The following is a 16,583-nucleotide window of genomic DNA, read 5'->3' as shown; positions in this document are numbered from 1 at the left end:
TATGGTGCACGGATGAAGGTTCTGTCCATCCAGTCAGCCGTCGCCCACGGGCACGTCGGGAACTCGGCCGCGGTGTTCCCCTTGCAGCGCATCGGTGTCGAGGTCGTCCCCGTCCACACCGTGAACTTCTCCAACCACACCGGGTACGGCGCCTGGCGTGGCCCGCTCATCCCGCCGGCCGATGTCGCCGAGGTCCTGCTCGGCGTCGAGGAGCGCGGGGTGTTCCCGCAGATCGACATCGTGCTGTCCGGCTACCAGGGCGGCGTCGGCATCGGTGACGTGATCATCGACGCCGTGCGCCGGGTCAAGGCCGCCAACCCCTCGGCCTTCTACGCCTGCGACCCGGTGATGGGCAACGCGAAGTCCGGCTGCTTCGTGGCCCCCGAGATCCCGGTGCTGCTGCGCGACCGGGTGGTGCCGGTGGCCGACCTGATCACCCCCAACCAGTTCGAGCTGGGCTTCCTCACCGGCACCGAGCCCTCGACCCTCGAGTCCACCCTGGCCTCGGCCGACCTGGCCCGCGCCATGGGACCCTCCGCCGTGCTGGTCACCAGCGTCGAGCGGCCCGACCGGCCGGAGGGCACGATCGAGATGCTGGCCGCCGACGACGCCGGTGCCTGGATCGTGCGCACCCCGCACCTGCCGTTCAAGGCCAACGGCTCGGGCGACGTCACCGCGGCCCTGTTCGCCGCGCACTACCGGGAGAGCGGCAAGGCCTCCGTGGCCCTGGAGCGCACGGCCTCCAGCGTGTTCGACCTGATCGAGACCACCTACCGCTCCGGCGAGCGGGAGCTCCAGCTGGTGCAGGCCCAGGAGTTCTACGCCACGCCGCGCCTCCAGTTCACCGCCGAGCAGGTGCGCTGAGCCCGCGCGCGCCGGCACCCGGCTCCACCCGGACAATGGGCTCATGCCCGGGCCCCTGAAGGTGAACCAGACCGTGACCATCCCCGAGGCCGAGCTGAGCCGGCGCTTCTCCCGCTCCTCCGGCCCGGGCGGTCAGGGCGTCAACACCACCGACAGCCGGGTGCAGGTGCGCTGGCACGTGCCCACCAGCACCGCCCTCACCCCCGCCCAGCGGGAGCGGGTGCTGGAACGCCTGGGCCCCCGCCTGACCGACGGGGTGCTCCAGGTCGTGTCCTCCGAGCAGCGCTCACAGGCGCAGAACCGGGAGACGGCGGAGCAGCGGCTGGCCGCGATCGTGGCCGGCGCGCTCGCCCCGCCGCCCCGGGCCCGCCGCGCGACCCGGGCCACCCGGGGGTCGCAGGAGCGGCGCATCGCCCAGAAGAAGCGGCGCGGCACCGTGAAACGGCTGCGGCGGGACACCTCGGACTGAGTTGTACTGCGGTCGATGAGCGGGGGCGTTTGACAGCAATCATCGGACCAGGTCAGCTCCACGCTGACCGACCAGTTCGGTGATTCCGTGGCAGATCATGGTGTCGAGGGCGGGGTGACCCAGAGCCTGGGCGATCGAACTGAGGGCGGCAATGTCCGTAGCAGCCGCCGAATCTCGGCACGCGGGACGTACTCATCGTGACCGGGTCCGGAGCGGACACGAGGCCGACATCGGTGGCGCCGAAGGGGACGTGGCGAGGCGGGGTGGTCAGTGCGCGCCGATGCGGGTGGCGAAGTCCCTGAGGCCGGGCAGGGAGTGGTTGTTGCGGGTGAGTAGATCGGTGGTGAGTCGTTGGGCCCAGGGGCGTAGGCGGACTTCTTGGGGGGTGTCGTGTTCTGCGGCTTGGAGTGCGGCGAAGGCTGCTTCTGGTCGTCCGCGGCCGTGCAGGGACAGGGCGGTGTCTTCCCAGTATCGGGCGCGGCGTTCGGGAGAGGTGATGCGGGAGGGATCGATACGGCGGGCGTGGTCGAGCGCGGTGCCGTAGTCCCCCAGGACACGGGAGATGCTGATCTTGTAGACGGCCAGATCCAGGTGGCTACTGGTCGGGGGCGGCCCGGCCGGTCTGGTTCTGGTGGCGTGGCAGATGGCGGTGTCAGCCTCGTTCAGCAGGCCCCAGGCGTTGTCGCGGTCTTCACGGAGGGCTGCGGTGTAGGAGGCGGCGGCCAGGATCTGCCCGTACAGGAGGCTGGGGGCGGTCTGGGTGAGACCGGTGCTGACTCGCAGGTCGTGGGCGGCGTCGAGCATGAGACGTTGGGCGCCGGTGGGGTGCGCGCTGCGGCGCATCGCGGTGGCCGCCATCCGGCGTGCTTCGGCCAGGATCGTCGGCTCGTGGCTGAGGGCGGCGTTCTGCACGGCCCGGTCGGCGGTGGCCCAGGCCATGCCGTTGTCATGCAGTTTGATCAGCAGCTGGGTGCTCAGGCTGTAGGCCTGGGCCAGGCGCCCGTGGGCTGAGGGCATCCGCTCCAGCGGTGCTGCGTCACGCGCGGCGGTGGCCTGAGCCAGCAGACGAGGCAGGCGACGGGCGAGCTGGTGGTAATGGGTCTGGTGGAAGTCGGCACGGGCGGCGGCCAACTGTGCGGCGAGCTGCTGATCGCTGATCGCCGGGACGCTGAAGCGGCCGAGCAGGACGTCTTCGATGCTGGTGGCCATGCCCGGGGCGGGCTGCTGAGGCTGGGGGGGGGAGGGAGCCAGGCCGGCGATCGCGGCCGCGGTGGTGGTGAGCATCTCGCGTCGGCGCATAGGTCCGTCCCCCTCTTCGTCGGCACCTGGACCGAGGGTAGTGGTGATAAGGGTGTCGGCGAGTGCTGCCAGACCGAACAAGTGCGGGGGGATGGCGAACAGTCGGCTCAGGCGGCGAAGTTCACCGACGTCCCAGTGACGGCGGGGGTTGGTCTCCATCCGGCTGAGCGTGGAGGCGGAGACCCCGGCGAGGGCGGCAGCTTCTTGGAGGGTCAGCCCGGCGGCCACCCGAGCGGTGCGCAGCACGGCACCGTACTCGCCCCGGGCGCCGGCATGCTCGGCCGCGGGCAAGGTGGACCATCTCCTCGAGGTTGCAGGAGCGGCGCATCGCCCAGGACAAGCCGCGCGGCACCGTGAAACGGCTGCGGCGGGACACATCGGACTGATCGCGACAGCAGCCGAAGGCGTCTGTCCTGTCAGCCTTTCCGGTACACGCTCTGGTCGGTGGTGTGCACGGCCGAGGGGTCGGTCACGGTGCGCAGGTTGTAGGCGGCGACATCGCGGAAGGTGCCGATGCTGATGGCCGTGGCGGACCTCTCCAGGATGCCCCGGGAAGGACCGTCCGAGCCGATCCCCGCCCGGGGCACCATCCATTCGATGTCGCCGGCCTCCTGCGTCAGATACTCCATGACGGCCTCGTTGTCCTGGTGCTGCCCGATGTGCGAGCGGGCCACGGTGCTTCTGATCACCCTGAGGAACAGCGGCAGTTCGCGCCCGGGGGCCTTGCTCAGGCCACCGGCCTGGTAGAGGAACCGGCTGACGCCGGTCCGGCGCATGGCCGGGACCAGCTCCCGCACGAACGCCGTGTTCACCTTCTCGCGCTTCTGCGCCCGCGCGTCGCCCAGCATGCAGACGACGAAGTCGACGTCTTCCAGCAGGCCGTCCAGGTTCGCCAGACCGGGGACGGCGCCCTGGTGAACCTCCAGGTTCGGGTGAGAAGTGGTCACCCTGGCCGGGTTCCGGGCCACGACCCGGACCCGGTGCTCCTGCTCCAGGGCGAGCGCGGTGAAGTGCCGGCCGGTCTGGCCGGTGGCGCCGAACACCAGGAACGTCTTCTGCTCGGTCATGGGGGTGCATCCGCCGTTCGATGGGGTTGTTCACGCGGGGCGCGAGTGCCACGCGCCGGCCGCCAGACTAGGCAGTGCCTATAAACTAGTCAATGTCTATAAAGATGGCCCGTGGCCGGGCGGAATCCGGACGAACCGAGCGACCCGCTGTGACCTCGCACCGAACCCCATCCGCGCGGGCATGATCGGCGCCACCGGCCCGTTGGACCGGGCGTGACTTCTGCAACCCCGTCCAGCCCGCCGTCCTCCTCGCCCGAGGACCGCAAGCACGGCGAGTACAAGGTGCCCGGCGGCAAGCTCGTGGTCGCCGACCTCAAGATCCGCGACGGCCTGCTGGCCGGCGTCGTGCTCTCCGGCGACTTCTTCCTCGAACCCGACGAGGCCCTCGGCCGGATCTCCCAGGCCCTGGAGGGCCTGCCCGCCGACGCCACCCTGGCCACGCTCGTGCAGGCCGTGGAGACCGCACGCCAGGACGCCGTCATGGTCGGCTTCGACCCCCGCTCGGTCGGCCTGGCCGTACTGCGGGCCCTGGGCCGTTCCAGCGCCTGGCACGACCACCGGTTCGAGCTGCTGGCCACCGGCGAGCAGCACCCGCACATGCAGATGGCGCTGGACGAGGTGGTCGCCCGGCAGGTCGGCGAGGGGCGGCGCCCGCCCACCCTGCGGGTATGGGAGTGGGCCTCGAACTCGGTGATCATCGGCTCGTTCCAGTCTCTCTCGAACGAGATCGACCTCGAGGCCGCCGCCCGCCACGAAGCCACCGTGGTACGCCGGATCTCCGGCGGCGGTGCGATGTTCGTCGAGCCCGGCAACACGATCACCTACTCGCTGTACGTGCCGGCCACCCTGGTCGAGGGCATGAGCTTCGCCGAGTCCTACGCCTTCCTCGACGCCTGGGTGATCCGCGCCCTGCGCGAGCTCGGCGTGGACGCCTCCTACGTGCCGCTCAACGACATCGCCTCCCCGGCGGGCAAGATCGGCGGCGCCGCGCAGAAGCGCCTGGCCTCCGGCGCGGTGCTGCACCACGTCACCATGTCGTACGACATCGACGCGCAGAAGATGCTCGACATCATCCGGATCGGCCGCGAGAAGCTGTCCGACAAGGGCGTCAAGAGCGCCGTCAAGCGCGTCGACCCGATCCGCAGCCAGACCGGCCTGCCCCGCGAGAAGGTGATCGAGGCGATGCTCGGCCACTTCCGCGACAGCTACGGCCTCACCCCGGTCGAGGCGGACGACGCCACCCTGGCGCAGGCGCGGGAACTGGCCGACAGCAAGTACCGCGACCCGCAGTGGCTGGCCCGGGTGCCCTGACCTCAGGCGGTGGCCGGCCGGGAGCTCTGACCCCGAACGGGGCGTGGGCCGTGTTCTACTCCGGCGCCACCGATCTCGACGCCTCCGAGACCGCGCAGGGGCCGGCCAACGTCTACCTGCGCAACCTGGCCGACGGCCGGACCGAGCTGATCAGCACCGGTGACGCGGGGGAGGCCTGCACCCCGGCGGCCGGCTGACCGGGTCCGTCCCCCTCGGTCACGGGGCCGAGGGGGACGGGCCAGGTCTGGTCAGGCGCTGAGGCACTGGGCCCGGACCATCAGCCGGTGCTCGGGTGCGATTTGCACGCTCGAATACCAGGACCTGAGCCCGTTGTCGACGGTGAGCGGGCCGCCGGTCGACCAGCGCAGGTTGCCGGCGATGAGGAAACCGGGCGTGGGAAGGCTCTGCTGCCCGTATTTGTCGGCGACGCTGAAACCGCCGGCGATCGGCGTGTACCCGGCTGGGCAGTGGGCGTAGGAGGACACGTTCTTCCAGGCGCCGGTGACCTCGTCGGTGAACTCCTGGACCAGCAGTTCCTTGCCGGTGCGGGGCGCACACTGGGTGCGCAGGCGCAGGGTCAGGCCGAATTCCGGCACCATCGCGGTGAACTGCCAGCTCGATCCGTCGACGCTGGGCCCGTTGCCGACGACCCAGTCCGCCGGTCTGACGGTGCCGGAGCTGTCCTCGAAAGCCGCCCCGCCGCCGAACGCGAAGTACCCGTCCGGGCAGCGTCCCGTGGTCTGGATGTACTGGGAGCTCTTGTCCTCGGTCCGGTGGTCGCGCACATCCAGCGTTTTGACGTCGCCGAACTGGCCGCTCGGGGCGCACAGGGTGACCACCTGCACGAGGTCGAGCGGTGACGCGACCTGGCCCGTCATCCTGGCCCCGGAGAAGGTGGCCGTCGGGGTCAGGCTCCTGACGTACCCGCCGGCTCCGATCCCGGTCATCCGCTGACCGGCCGGGCATGCTGTCGTCCCCGAAACCGGCCCGCTCCAGCCGGGAATCGGCGGGCCCTTGAAGTTCTGATAATTGGCCGTGACCTGGCCCGGATCGATGAGCGCCGCCGCGGCGGCGCTGGTGGAGGCGGTCGCGGTCGGCAGCACCAGGCCGAGCGTGACCAGCAGCAGGAACAGGACGAGCGGTCTGCCCGTCCGCCGCCCGCGGCGGGGGAGAAGTGATCTCATACCCAGCAGGGCGTGACACCGGTGTGCCAAGGGTGTGCCATCGGTGTGCCGTTCACGCCGTCACCACATCCCGCGCCCCCGACCCGATCAGCCCGGCCGCGACCACCCCCGTCACCACGCACGCGATCCAGCAGGCGGCGGGTGCCAGCGTCCAGACCGCGACCCCGAGCACCGGCCCGATCGCGGCCCCCGCCCCCTGCGCCCCACCCGCCAGCGCCAGGTAGCGGGCCTGGGCCGACGGCGGGGCCACCAGCGCCGGGTAGGCCCCGGCCGCCGGGGCGCCGATCATCTCCCCGGCGGTCCAGATCAGGGTGGCCAGGAACAGCACGGCCACACCCCCCGGAAGACCGTACGCCGCGATACCCGCACCGATCAGCACGATCCCCACGATCAGCGAGCGCCGCGGCGTCCAGTCCCGCAGTCTGCTGGTGAGGGCGGGCTCGACGGCGATCACCAGCAGCCCGTTCAGGGCCACCAGCAGCGCGTACACCTGGTCGGGCAGGTCCTGCCGCCGCACCTCCAGCGGCAGGGTGGCCACGTACTGCACCTCCACCGCCGCGATCAGCAGCAACCCGAGCGCCACGCGTCGAAAAGCCCGGTCCCGCGAAGGTCTCGCCACCGGCGCCTGCCGCGCAACCCGTCCGGCGAGGTCGCTCAGGTCACCAACCGGGGACGCCACTACGCCGGCGACCGGCCCCGGGTCGCCGTGGGCGCGGGTCGGGTCGCCGACGGGGGACGCCGTGGTGCGGGGTGACGCCGCCGGGTCGCCGTGGGCGTGGGGCGGGTCGCCAACGAGGGACGCCGCTGTGCCGGCCACGGGCCCCGGGTCGCCGTGGGCGTGGGTCAGGTTGCCGACGGGGGACGCCGTGGTGCGGGGTGACGCTGTCGGGTCGCCGAGCGCGCGGGCCGGGTCACCGACGGGGGACGCGGGCCCGCCGGGCGGGGTCGCGGGGTCACCGGCCACGGGGGTGGGGGAGCGGAGCCGGTCCGCGGGCATCGTCACCAGAACGATGGCGCCGAAGACCAGTGACGCCGCGGCGTCCACGAGGAACAGGGCGGTCCAGCTCCAGGCGGCCAGGACGGTGCCGAGCAGGGGGGTGAGCATGGCCCCGACGTTGAGCCCGAACCGGTAGCCCGCCGTCACCAGCACCAGGTCGCGGGCGGGAGCGGCGGCCGCCAGCGCCGCGATCGCGGCGGGCCGGAACAGCTGCGTCGTCGCCCCCAGCAGGCCGCACAGCCCGATCACCGCCGAAAGCCCGGGCAGGCCGGGCAGGACGAGGTCCGGCGCGAACGGCAGCGCGGCCGTGCCGGCGCCGGTCGTCAGCATGGAAAGAGCGATGCACCAGCGGTTCCCGAGCCTCTCGGTCAGGACGCCGCCGAGCATGACCCCCGCCACCGTCCCGGCGCCGAAGGCGGTGAGCGCCAGCCCGGCCGCGGCCGCCGAGTCGCCTCTGCCGACCAGCCACAGCACCGCGAACAACTCAACGAACGACGCCAGCCGGTTGATCGCCACCCCCACCACCAGCAGACGGCAGTGGGCGGGCAGGGCCGTCACCGCCGCCCGCACCCCGTTCACGGTGCCACCCCCGGGCCCGGCAGGGACACCGCCGCGTCCACCCGCGTCGCCCCCGAGGCGAGCCGGGAACCGGGCGCCTCCACCGGCGTCCTCCCCCGGACGTCCGCCCCCGAGACACCCGCTGAAACCGTCGCCGGCATCGGCTCATCCTCGAGAACGTCCGCCACCAGCGCGATTCCACCGGCGACCTCGGTCAGCAACCGGTCGCAGGTATCCGCGTCGTCGGCCACGCAGACCACCGCCGCGTACCGGGTGGCGTACTGCCGTGGCGGCAGCCGCACCACCTCACCCGGTTCGGCCAGGGCGTCCAGGCGCACCACGGCGCCCACCGCTCCGCCCGCTGAGCGACTCGCCCCGCCCGTTGCGCCATCCGCTCCGCCCACCGGCGCCGCGCCCTCCGGCTGGCCGCCCACCACACGGTTCCCCGAAGCGTCCACCGCACGGTTTCCCAGGGCGTCCCCCACACGGTTTCCCGAGGCGTCCACCGCACCGTTCCCCCGGGCGTCCACCGTCCCGCCCGGCACCGCAGGCAGCAGCACCTCACGCACCCGGCAGTCCCGCTCCGGGTAGCGGAACCGGATACCGGCCGTGCGCCCTCGCGGCCGTCCCGGCGTCGTCTCCGTCGAGAGCGGTAGGCCGAGAGCGACCTCGGCGGCCACCCGGCCGTGGTCGACACCGTGCGCCAGCCGGCCGAGGAAGGGGATGAGGTCGCCGCCAAGACGTCCGTTCACCTCGATCACCCGGGGCCCGGACGCGGTCAGCCGCAGCTCCACGTGGGTCATCCCGCTGCCGATCCCGAGGGCGGCGTGGATCTTGCGCAGCATGCTGAGCAGCACCGGGTCGCGCAGCAGGGGATCGGCCGCCCGCACCAGGTGACCGGTCTCCTCGAAGTACGGGGCCAGCCCGATCTCCTTGCGGGCCAGGGTCAATGGGGTGACGACGCCCCCGGTCACCGCCGAGTCGACGCTCACCTCCGGCCCGTCCAGGTACTCCTCCACCAGCACACCCCGTTCGTGCACCGGGACGCCCGGGTGGAAGGCGGTCGCGGCGTCACGGTAGGCGCCGGCCAGGTCGTGCGGGCCGTCCGCCCGCCGCACCCCCTGACTGGCACCCAGCCCGCGCGGCTTCAGCACCACCGGGTACCCGATCGCCCCGGCCACCGCCCGGGCCTCGCCCGGCGACCCCACCACCGTGCTGGCCGGCTGCGGAACCCCGGCCCGGGACAGGCACTCCCGGGTGGCGGCCTTGTCGCGGCAGCGCCCGATCGCGTCCGCCCCCGGGCCGGGCAGCCCCAGAGCCTCGGCCAGGATCGCCGCCGGGTGGATCAGCGCCTCGTCCCAGCACAGCACCCCGGCGGCCGGCCGCCCGGCGGGCAGACGGCGTGCGGCGCGCAGCAGCTCCGCCGGGTCCGTGACGTCGACCCGGTCATGACCGGCCAGGTAGGGACGCTGCCAGCCGACCGGTCCGCTCTCCAGCAGCCACACCTCGTGCCGGGCCGCGGCCCCGGCCAGCAGGTACTCCCGGTACCAGCGCTCCCCGCTGCCCACCAGCAGCAGCACCGGACGCTCGCTCATCGAACCCCCTCCAGGTCGTCGGCCAGGTCGTCGGTCAGGTCGCCCACCAGCCCGGCGCTCGCGAAAGCGTCCAGGGCGCCGGGCTGCTCGAGCACCCCGCAGTCGCGGAACAACCGCACCGTGTGCCGGGCGTCGGCGGCGATCCGGGCGTCCGTCCCCTCGGCCGGGTAGCTCTCGGCCAGCACGGTGCGCACCCGGGCCGCCGTCAGGCCCGCGGCCAGCAGCGCGGCCCGGTGCGCGGTCAGCTCCGGTTCCAGGCTGCGCCGCACCAGAGCGGGCAGGCAGCGCGCGGCCGCCGCCCGCTCGGCCGGGCCGAGCCCGGCCCACAGCTCACGGAAGAACGCGGAGAAGTAGGCGTGGTGACGTCCCTCGTCGCGGGCATGGTCGGCCACGGTCTCCCGCACCACGCCGAGCACCTGCGGATCGGCCGGCACGGCGCTGAGGATCGAGGTCACCAGCGTCTCGAACACCACCACCTGGAGCAGCTGCGCCAGCACCGCCCGGCCCGGCAGGGCCTGCTCACCGACGAGGTCGAGCCGGGCCAGGAACGGCCGGAAGTCGTGACGCAGCGCCGGGATCCGGGTGGCGGCCTCCAGCTGGGCGACCAGGTCCAGGCTGTAGAGCGCGTGGTAGCCCTCGTCGGTGTAGATCTTCAGGGCGTCGGCGCGGGCCGCGGTGCCCACCCGCACCCCCGACCCGTCCTCGGCGATGTGCAGGGCCGCCCGGTTCACCACCCGCGTCTCGAAATGCGCCGTGAAGCTCAGGTACTGGTACAGGTGGCGGGCCTCCAGCTCGCGCACCCGCTGCGGGGCGAGCGCCTGGACCAGCGGGTGCGTGGTGTGCGGCATCAGGTGCCGGGGAAAGAAGTCCTGCCCCGGCCCGGGATCCGGCTCCGTCACCCGGCGGTGCGGGTCGTGCCGCACCCCGGCCCGGTCGTACCAGCCGTCCAGGGGCCGGAAGGCGGGCAGGCCCTCAGCCACGGCGTCCACGCACCACGCAGGTCGGGGCCGGGTCGAAGCCGAGTTTCCGCCAGAAGGCCCCGGAGTCGTGCCCGGGCTGCACCACGAACTTCACCCCCGGCTGGTCGCGCACCGCCGTGCTGACCAGCCGGGTGCCCAGGCCCCGGCGCTGCCAGCCGGGCCGCACGGCCAGGTCCGCGATGAAGGCGTTGAACCCGAAGTCGGTCAGCACCCGCACCAGCCCGACCAGCTGACCGCCCGGCGCCCGGGCCGTGATCACCTGCTGCGCGGTGCTGAGCATCCGCTCCAGCCGGGGCAGGTCGTCCAGCGGCCCGTTCAGTCCCGCCGCGCCGAACAGCTCGGCGGTCTCCTCGGCCGAGGGCACCTCGTCGGCCACCCGGAACCCGTCGGCGCTGAATCCCTCGGCGCCGAACCTGTCGGCCGTGAACTCGTCGACCTGCCCGGCCACCGCGCCCAGTGCCTGCTCCAGGCCGTCCAGCACGGCGTAGGTGTCGCGCAGCAGCGTCGCCGCGTCGTCCGCCTCCAGAAACGCCAGGCCGGCGAAATTACGTACCCCGTCGGCCGATTCGTACGCCGGCATCGGTGTGCCCGGGGTGATGCCGGAGACCACCCGGATCCGGCTGCCCGGCGACAGCATCGGCGACCAGTCCACCCGGGCCGGCTCGAACGGCGGCCGGGTGCCCCACGGCCGGCCCGCCGAGTCGGTGGCCAGCAACGCCACCGAGGCAGCCGCCCCGACGCCTGATCCGGTGCTGGTTCCGGTGCTGGTTACTGTGCCGGCCGTCAGCATCCGCTCCGGCAGGTCCACCGGCTCGCCCAGCACCGCGTGGGTCAGCTGCGTCACCAGGTCCACCCCGAACACCGCCTCCACCTGCCGGGCGATCGCCGCGCCGCCCGGCCGGGCCGCCGTCTCCAGCAGGCAGACCTCCTGGCCGTCCAGCAGTTTCATCTCGGTGTGCGTGCCGCAGGTCTCCAGCCCGAGGGCCTCCACGGCCCGGCGCGCCGCGTCTTCCACGATCCGCTGACGATCGGCCGGCAGCGCGCACGGTGCCTGGTTGCTCAGCTCGGTGAACGGCTCGATCGTGGGCAGCCGCCCGGTGATGCACACCGGCCGCCACTCACCCCCGACCACGAGCCCCTCCACACTCAGGTAGTCGCCGTAACCCTCGCTCCCGTACCAGGACCGGGTGCTGCCGGGAATCAGCGTCTCCACCATCAGCCCGGTCATCTCCAGGTCACGGCAGGCGTCCACGTCCAGGTCGGCGTCCGCCACCGCGACCGCGCCCCGGGCCGCCGCCCAGGCGTCCCGGGCCTGGGCCGGGTCCCGCACCACCACCTGCCCCAGCGATCCGCAGCCCAGGCGCGTCTTCAGCAGCACCGGCTCACCGAAGTCGGCCAGCGCCTGCTCGATCTCCTCCGGCCCGTCCACCCCGCGAAAGCGCGGCACCGGCACCCCGGCCCGCGCCCAGCGTTCCCGCATGAGCAGTTTGTCCCGGGCGAGCACGGCATGGCGACCCGCTCCCGGCAGCCCGAGCTGCCCGGCCGCCCGGGCCGCGGCCACCACGCTGTACTCGGAGAACGTGAGAATGCCGTCCACCCGGTAGGTCCGGGCCAGATCGACGAGCCGGCCGACGAGGCCCGGCCCGCGCATCCTGGCCGTCTCGTCCGCCCCGGTCACCCGGACCCCGGCGGGCAACCGCAGACCGGCCGGCAGCGGGGTCAGCGGCAGCAGCACGACGTCCGCGACCGCCGCCACCTTCGGCAGCGTGTAATCCACCGTGGGCCCGGCCGACCCGGTGATGAGCAGGACTGTGGACACCTGGTTCCCCCTCGCGATCGACTGTTCGGCGAGGGAGAGCGGCCGGACCCGGCCCCGGATACATGACCCGCCGGTCTTACCCCGAGGTAGCTTCGGGGAGGGAGATCCGAGTGCCGGGCAAGCCTTTTCGGCGGGTGATTCTCTCACCGGGGGCCCACGGGTGGACGACGAAGCCGCGCATCCCGGCGCCGGGCATCGGCGCCGGCGACCGGCGTCCTGGGTCTTGTAGGTGATGATCGGCACCGTGGTGGTGACCGGCGTGGCCAGCTCGTGGGTGACCAGGTCTTTGGCCACCCGCTCGATGCGCTTGTAGGCCGAGGGCGCCCCTCGAACAGCAGCCGTCTGTCGCCGCAGATCACGATCGAGCCGACCGGCTTGGGGGCAGTCCCTCTCGGCTCCTACGAGGGACATCCCGAAGACGGCCTGGTCCATGCCGTGCAGGGCCTGAACCTCTTGAAACGATCACAGCCTCACCCGCCGCTGGAAGCACGGCTGTTGGCCATGCATGCCCGAGCGCGAGCCGCCCTCGGACAGAGAGGCCAGGCTGATGCGCTGCTGGAGGCAGCACGCGAACGCTTGGACGACCCGCCGCAGGGGGCAACATCGGCATGGATCAGTCCCTTCGACCATGGATCCCTTGCTGCTGAAGCCATCCGGTGCTGCTTTCTCGTCGGTACGGTCGTCCAGGCGCAAGCCGAAGCGCAGACCGTCCTCCTGCTCCGACCGGCCCCGGGCACGCGCAGCCGGGCCCTGGGGCAGGCAGCCTTGATCAAGACCTTGATGCTCCGCAAGGAGCTTGATCACGCATGTGCCGTCTGCGAGCACATGCTCATCGAGGCCGGCACTCTCGACTCCGCCGTCGTCACCACCGAAATTCGCGCCCTGGGCGCTCTGATGCGACCCTACGAACAGCGAAGCCGATCGGTGGGCCGCGTGCTGCCTCTGCTGGACCGGTACGTCGCTAGGCGGGCACGACAGGCGATTCAGCGGCGCGGAGAGGCAAACCACGATGGCGGACGAGCCTCTGTACAAGACTGACCCCACGGCGTGGAACGCCCTGCTGGCCGAAGGAAATGCCAAGCAGGCCCGCAAACGCGTCAGCGCAGACGTCCTAATCCGAGACAGCCAGAACCGCGTCCTCCTGGTACAGCCGAGCTACAAGCCCGGATGGGATCTACCAGGGGGCATGGCCGAGGCGAACGAGCCGCCCCACGAGGCCGCCATCCGGGAGTTGCAAGAAGAGCTCGGGCTGAGCATCACGATCCAGGAACTGCTGTGCCTGGACTGGGTGAGCCCCCATGGGCCCTGGGACGACCTCCTGGCATTCGTCTTCGCAGCAGTAGTGGCCGACCATGGCGCCGGTCTGGACGATTTGCGCCCGCACGACGCGGAGATCCTGAGCGCCAGGTTCTTCCCCATCGACCAGGCCGAAGGCCGATTGAAAGAAGCCCTTCGTACACGGCTCGCGGCCGCCTGGAGCGCCCTCGGATCGGGCCGGACCGCATATCTCATCGATGGACGTCCGGCCTGATCGGATCCGTCTAACATTGCCGTGGGCAGTAATTCGAGTCCAGCTTTCCCACGGCGCGGGGCGCAAGATGTCGCGGGTGCCGGCCACCAGCACGTCGCGGCCGTCGCCGGGGCGGCGCCCTTGCGGTGGAGGTAGATGCCCTCGCGCACCTCGACCTGGTTGTGGCGCAGGTCCACCACGGCGTTGCCGAGGCGCGCTGGTAGCAGACCCCACCCGCTCGGCGACGGTCCGGCGGTTGCGGTGCGCGCACCGCGGCGTCGTGGGCGGCCAGGTAGGCGCCGGTGCCGGCACCGTGCTGCTCGCCGTGCTGCTCGCCGTGCTGCTCGCCGTGCTGCTCGCCGTGCTGCTCGGTATGCGAGCGCAGGGCGCGCTCGCCGATGCCGCAGGAGCCGCTGTGCACGATCAGCACCAGGTCGCCGTGGCGCAAGCCAGCCAGTCGGCGTGCGTGGCCGCGAGCTCACCGGGCTGGATCTCGCCGACCCTGGCCAGCTCGACGAAATGGTTTACGCGGCGGACGGTTCCGAAGCCGGTCAGCCGGTCAGTCGGTCGGGGCGCTCATGGCCTGAATCTGCTCCAGAGCCTCGCCCTCGGGAGTCACGGCCCGGTCGAGATCGGGAAAGCGCCCGGCCAGCTGTTCGGGTGCGAGCTTGAGCAGGGGCAGCGGGAAACCGCGATGCCGCAGCCGATGTCATTACCCACCAGGTGGGGGTAGAGAATGCTGGAGCGCATGGCGGCGCCGATTGGGGCGCCCTTGCCGGATGCCGGTCGGGCATGCCGGCAAGGCGGAGTCCTGGTGGCACTGGTCGAGCGCAGAAGTCTCGATCCAGCTGCCGGGGGAGGCGAAGACGGTGACGGTGGCCTGGTCCGGACGGCGGCCGGCAGGAGGGTCCTGGGGGAGTGCGGTGGGGGCGCAAGCCTCTCCGCCCGGCTTGTGCCGGTGCAGCGGGTTTTTCACCCGGCTGCCCGCTGCCCGCCCACGTCGTCCACCAGGGCGGTGCCCCGGCCCGAACCCGGCCGAACGCACCGTGCGCGGGTGTTCGTGACCACCCTCACATTCCTCGCGCGGGAGCGACTGTCGCGCAGGGTGTCTGGGTGCACACGCGCAGCCCGGAGCGAGAGTTCGCCCGGGCCTCGCGGTATGCCGGTCAGGCCGGGTCGGCGCCCTTGAGCAGCTCCTCGCAGCGGGCGATCTCGGCCGTGCGCCATTCGCGCATCCCGGTGCTCCACTGGCTGATCTGGAGGCTGAGCACCGCCTGGGCCTGGTGTTCCGAGAGGTCGAACCGCTCGGACAGTTTGGTGCGGGCCTCGTCGGCGTCCGCTGCGGCCTCGACGGTCTCGAAGACCTCGTCGCGCCGGCTCATGGCTACTTCGAAACCCCGCAGGATGTGCAGTCGCTGCCTGGCCTCGGCGATGTCCGTCTCGTTCACGGCGTCACTCTTTCGTGCTTGGGGCCCGCCGTCCAACCGGAGCGCCGCCGGACGCGGTCGCGAGGGGCTGATCGGGCTCTCGTCGTCACGGAGACGAAACCCGCCACCACGCAAGGTGTCCCCGCGAGCTCAGGCCCCCATCGGTGAGGATGCAGCCGCCGAGGTGGGCGCCCGCACCGGCCGGGCCAGGGGCCCGGCCCCCGGGTCCTCGTGGAAGGCCAGGGCGGCGGCCCCCACGGCCGCCGCGTCGGCGATGTGGGCGGCCAGGGTGACGGTCATCCCCTGGCTGCCGGCCGCGTACAGGTCGCTGTGGAGCCGGTTCTCGAGCACGGCCACGTACAGCGACCCGGCCGTGCTGAACGACGGCCCGGCCAGCGCCAGCGAGTCGATGTCGAGCAGGTCGGCCACCGTGACCACGGCGTCGGCCAGGTAGTGCGCCGACTCCCCGACCAGCTCCAGCGCCAGCGGGTCGCCGTGCACCGCGGCGGAGGCGACCATGCCGAAGTCGCGGAACGGGTCGCCGTCGTCGGTCAGCGTGATCGCCGAGGCGCGGCCCGCGGCCAGGGCGGCGCGGGCCCGGCCGGCCACCGCGTGTGGTGCGGCCAGGTCTTCCAGCGCCGGCCCGGGATCGCGGCCGGAACGGTGCAGGTGCAGACGCCCCAGCGGGCCCGGGTTGCCACCGGCGCCGCGGTGCACCGCGCCGGCCAGGATGAACCCGGCCCCGATCCCGGCGCCCATGTACAGGGTGCAGTGCGCGGACGCCGCGGCCGTGCGCCCGCTCCAGTACTCGCCGACCGCGGCGGCGGTGGCATCGGTGTCCATCACCACCGGCAGGCCCAGAGCCCGCGACAGCGCGTCGCGCACCGGATGCCCACCCCAGCGCGGCAGGGTGCGCGAGGCCCGGATCGCCCCGGCCTCCAGGTCGATCGTGCCGGGCACCGCCAGCCCCACCCCGATCAGCTGGTCGGGGCCGATCGCGGTGGCCCGCAGCAGCGTGTCCACGTGGGCGGCGACGGTGGAGACCACCGCGGCCGGCTCGTGCTGGCGGGCACCGCGCGCGCGGACGCGCCCGACCACCGCGCCGCGGGCGTCCGTGATCACCACGACGATCCAGTCGGCGCCCAGCTGCACCCCGACGGCGCACCGGGCGCGCGGCGAGATGGTCAGCATCACACGGGGTTTGCCGCCCGTGCGCTCACGCAGCCCGCTTTCCTCCACCAGGCCCTCGTCGAGCAGGGAACGGACGGCGTGGGTGATCGCGGCCGGCGTGAGACCGGTGATCTCGGCGAGCTCGACCCGGCTGATCGGCGCCCGGGTGCGGATCAGGTCGAGGATCTGGCGCCGGGTGGCGGTGCGGGGGGTTCTGCGGGGTCGCTTCTGCATGCCAGGCCCCGCGTCCGCTCCGTACACGGGCCAAAGCATGACACGCCCGCCGTCGTCCTCCCGCACGGTTTTCCCGGCGCGGCGGGTGGGACGCGGGTG

At 72.7% G+C, this 16,583-nt stretch carries 16 protein-coding genes; 7 read left to right on the top strand and 9 right to left on the bottom strand.

The annotated features are described in order from the left end of the window. The first annotated feature begins 12 nt into the window (after nucleotides 1-12). Together pdxY and arfB are read left to right on the top strand one after the other, a co-directional pair. The gene (pdxY, locus tag KIH74_RS06575) at nucleotides 13-864 is read left to right on the top strand and encodes a pyridoxal kinase PdxY (protein ID WP_214154876.1); all 852 of its coding nucleotides are present in this window, start codon (nucleotides 13-15) and stop codon (nucleotides 862-864) included. Nucleotides 865-907: 43 nt separating this feature from the next. After that, entirely contained in the window at nucleotides 908-1,333 is a 426-nt protein-coding gene (gene arfB / locus KIH74_RS06570; protein ID WP_214154875.1) for an alternative ribosome rescue aminoacyl-tRNA hydrolase ArfB, read from the top strand. A 267-nt stretch (nucleotides 1,334-1,600) separates the two neighbouring features. Here arfB and KIH74_RS06565 read toward each other — a convergent pair whose 3' ends face one another. Further along, the gene (locus KIH74_RS06565; RefSeq protein ID WP_214154874.1) at nucleotides 1,601-2,923 is read right to left on the bottom strand and encodes a helix-turn-helix domain-containing protein; all 1,323 of its coding nucleotides are present in this window, start codon (nucleotides 2,921-2,923) and stop codon (nucleotides 1,601-1,603) included. Between the two features lie 125 nt (nucleotides 2,924-3,048). Further along, nucleotides 3,049-3,699, bottom strand: a complete 651-nt coding sequence (locus KIH74_RS06560) for an NAD(P)-dependent oxidoreductase (RefSeq protein WP_214154873.1) — start codon at nucleotides 3,697-3,699, stop codon at nucleotides 3,049-3,051. Nucleotides 3,700-3,912: 213 nt separating this feature from the next. Between KIH74_RS06560 and lplAB the strand changes: the two genes are divergently transcribed. Then, on the top strand, nucleotides 3,913-5,010 hold the full coding sequence (gene lplAB / locus KIH74_RS38400) for a lipoate-protein ligase LplAB (protein ID WP_308113620.1): 1,098 nt from the start codon (nucleotides 3,913-3,915) through the stop codon (nucleotides 5,008-5,010). 50 nt (nucleotides 5,011-5,060) lie between these two features. Further along, the gene (locus KIH74_RS06550) at nucleotides 5,061-5,207 is read left to right on the top strand and encodes a hypothetical protein (RefSeq protein WP_214154872.1); all 147 of its coding nucleotides are present in this window, start codon (nucleotides 5,061-5,063) and stop codon (nucleotides 5,205-5,207) included. Between the two features lie 51 nt (nucleotides 5,208-5,258). Here the strand turns inward: KIH74_RS06550 and KIH74_RS06545 are convergent, their stop codons facing one another. Genes KIH74_RS06545 through KIH74_RS06525 form a run of 5 tightly spaced genes read right to left on the bottom strand, consistent with a single transcriptional unit; the run spans nucleotide 5,259 to nucleotide 12,143 of the window. Continuing rightward, entirely contained in the window at nucleotides 5,259-6,194 is a 936-nt protein-coding gene (locus tag KIH74_RS06545; RefSeq protein ID WP_214154871.1) for a hypothetical protein, read from the bottom strand. 52 nt (nucleotides 6,195-6,246) lie between these two features. Next, nucleotides 6,247-7,770, bottom strand: a complete 1,524-nt coding sequence (locus KIH74_RS37530) for an MFS transporter (RefSeq protein WP_214154870.1) — start codon at nucleotides 7,768-7,770, stop codon at nucleotides 6,247-6,249. Continuing rightward, a complete protein-coding gene (locus KIH74_RS37525; protein WP_214154869.1) occupies nucleotides 7,767-9,344 on the bottom strand; it encodes an ATP-grasp domain-containing protein in 1,578 nt (525 codons plus the stop codon). Before KIH74_RS37525 ends, KIH74_RS37530 begins: the two co-directional genes overlap by 4 nt. Continuing rightward, entirely contained in the window at nucleotides 9,341-10,324 is a 984-nt protein-coding gene (locus KIH74_RS06530; RefSeq protein WP_214154868.1) for a diiron oxygenase, read from the bottom strand. The genes KIH74_RS37525 and KIH74_RS06530 overlap by 4 nt, the downstream gene beginning before the upstream one ends. Beyond that, nucleotides 10,317-12,143, bottom strand: coding sequence for a GNAT family N-acetyltransferase (locus KIH74_RS06525; RefSeq protein WP_214154867.1), 1,827 nt, complete (start codon nucleotides 12,141-12,143; stop codon nucleotides 10,317-10,319). Before KIH74_RS06525 ends, KIH74_RS06530 begins: the two co-directional genes overlap by 8 nt. Before the next feature lie 270 nt (nucleotides 12,144-12,413). On the opposite strand from KIH74_RS06525, the gene KIH74_RS06520 reads away from it, so the two are divergent. From KIH74_RS06520 to KIH74_RS06510, 3 genes are all read left to right on the top strand, one after another. Beyond that, on the top strand, nucleotides 12,414-13,181 hold the full coding sequence (locus KIH74_RS06520) for an NsdA family TPR-like regulatory protein (protein WP_214154866.1): 768 nt from the start codon (nucleotides 12,414-12,416) through the stop codon (nucleotides 13,179-13,181). Further along, nucleotides 13,153-13,674 (top strand): NUDIX domain-containing protein, encoded by a 522-nt coding sequence (locus KIH74_RS06515; protein WP_214154865.1) that lies wholly within the window; start codon nucleotides 13,153-13,155, stop codon nucleotides 13,672-13,674. Before KIH74_RS06520 ends, KIH74_RS06515 begins: the two co-directional genes overlap by 29 nt. A 259-nt stretch (nucleotides 13,675-13,933) precedes the next feature. Further along, nucleotides 13,934-14,386: a hypothetical protein gene (locus tag KIH74_RS06510; RefSeq protein WP_214154864.1), complete on the top strand. Its 453-nt coding sequence runs from the start codon at nucleotides 13,934-13,936 to the stop codon at nucleotides 14,384-14,386. A 433-nt stretch (nucleotides 14,387-14,819) separates the two neighbouring features. Here KIH74_RS06510 and KIH74_RS06505 read toward each other — a convergent pair whose 3' ends face one another. Together KIH74_RS06505 and KIH74_RS06500 are read right to left on the bottom strand one after the other, a co-directional pair. Beyond that, complete coding sequence (locus KIH74_RS06505; protein ID WP_214154863.1) at nucleotides 14,820-15,101, bottom strand: DNA gyrase subunit A; 282 nt, start codon at nucleotides 15,099-15,101, stop codon at nucleotides 14,820-14,822. 129 nt (nucleotides 15,102-15,230) lie between these two features. After that, the gene (locus tag KIH74_RS06500; protein ID WP_214154862.1) at nucleotides 15,231-16,484 is read right to left on the bottom strand and encodes an ROK family transcriptional regulator; all 1,254 of its coding nucleotides are present in this window, start codon (nucleotides 16,482-16,484) and stop codon (nucleotides 15,231-15,233) included. Nucleotides 16,485-16,583: the final 99 nt, after the last annotated feature.

This window comes from Kineosporia corallincola, from assembly GCF_018499875.1.
GTDB classification, from domain to species: Bacteria; Actinomycetota; Actinomycetes; order Actinomycetales; family Kineosporiaceae; genus Kineosporia; species Kineosporia corallincola.
Note: the sequence above shows the minus strand (reverse complement) of the source record. Positions and strands in the feature narration are given on the sequence as shown.

Excerpts from the sequence above, each read along its gene's own strand:
- KIH74_RS37525 (WP_214154869.1), bottom strand. The coding sequence starts at position 9,344 with ATGAGCGAGCGTCCGGTGCTGCTGCTGGTGGGCAGCGGGGAGCGCTGG.
- KIH74_RS06560 (WP_214154873.1), bottom strand. The coding sequence starts at position 3,699 with ATGACCGAGCAGAAGACGTTCCTGGTGTTCGGCGCCACCGGCCAGACC.
- KIH74_RS06515 (WP_214154865.1), top strand. The coding sequence starts at position 13,153 with ATGGCGGACGAGCCTCTGTACAAGACTGACCCCACGGCGTGGAACGCC.
- KIH74_RS06545 (WP_214154871.1), bottom strand. The coding sequence starts at position 6,194 with ATGAGATCACTTCTCCCCCGCCGCGGGCGGCGGACGGGCAGACCGCTC.
- pdxY (WP_214154876.1), top strand. The coding sequence starts at position 13 with ATGAAGGTTCTGTCCATCCAGTCAGCCGTCGCCCACGGGCACGTCGGG.
- KIH74_RS06500 (WP_214154862.1), bottom strand. The coding sequence starts at position 16,484 with ATGCAGAAGCGACCCCGCAGAACCCCCCGCACCGCCACCCGGCGCCAG.
- arfB (WP_214154875.1), top strand. The coding sequence starts at position 908 with ATGCCCGGGCCCCTGAAGGTGAACCAGACCGTGACCATCCCCGAGGCC.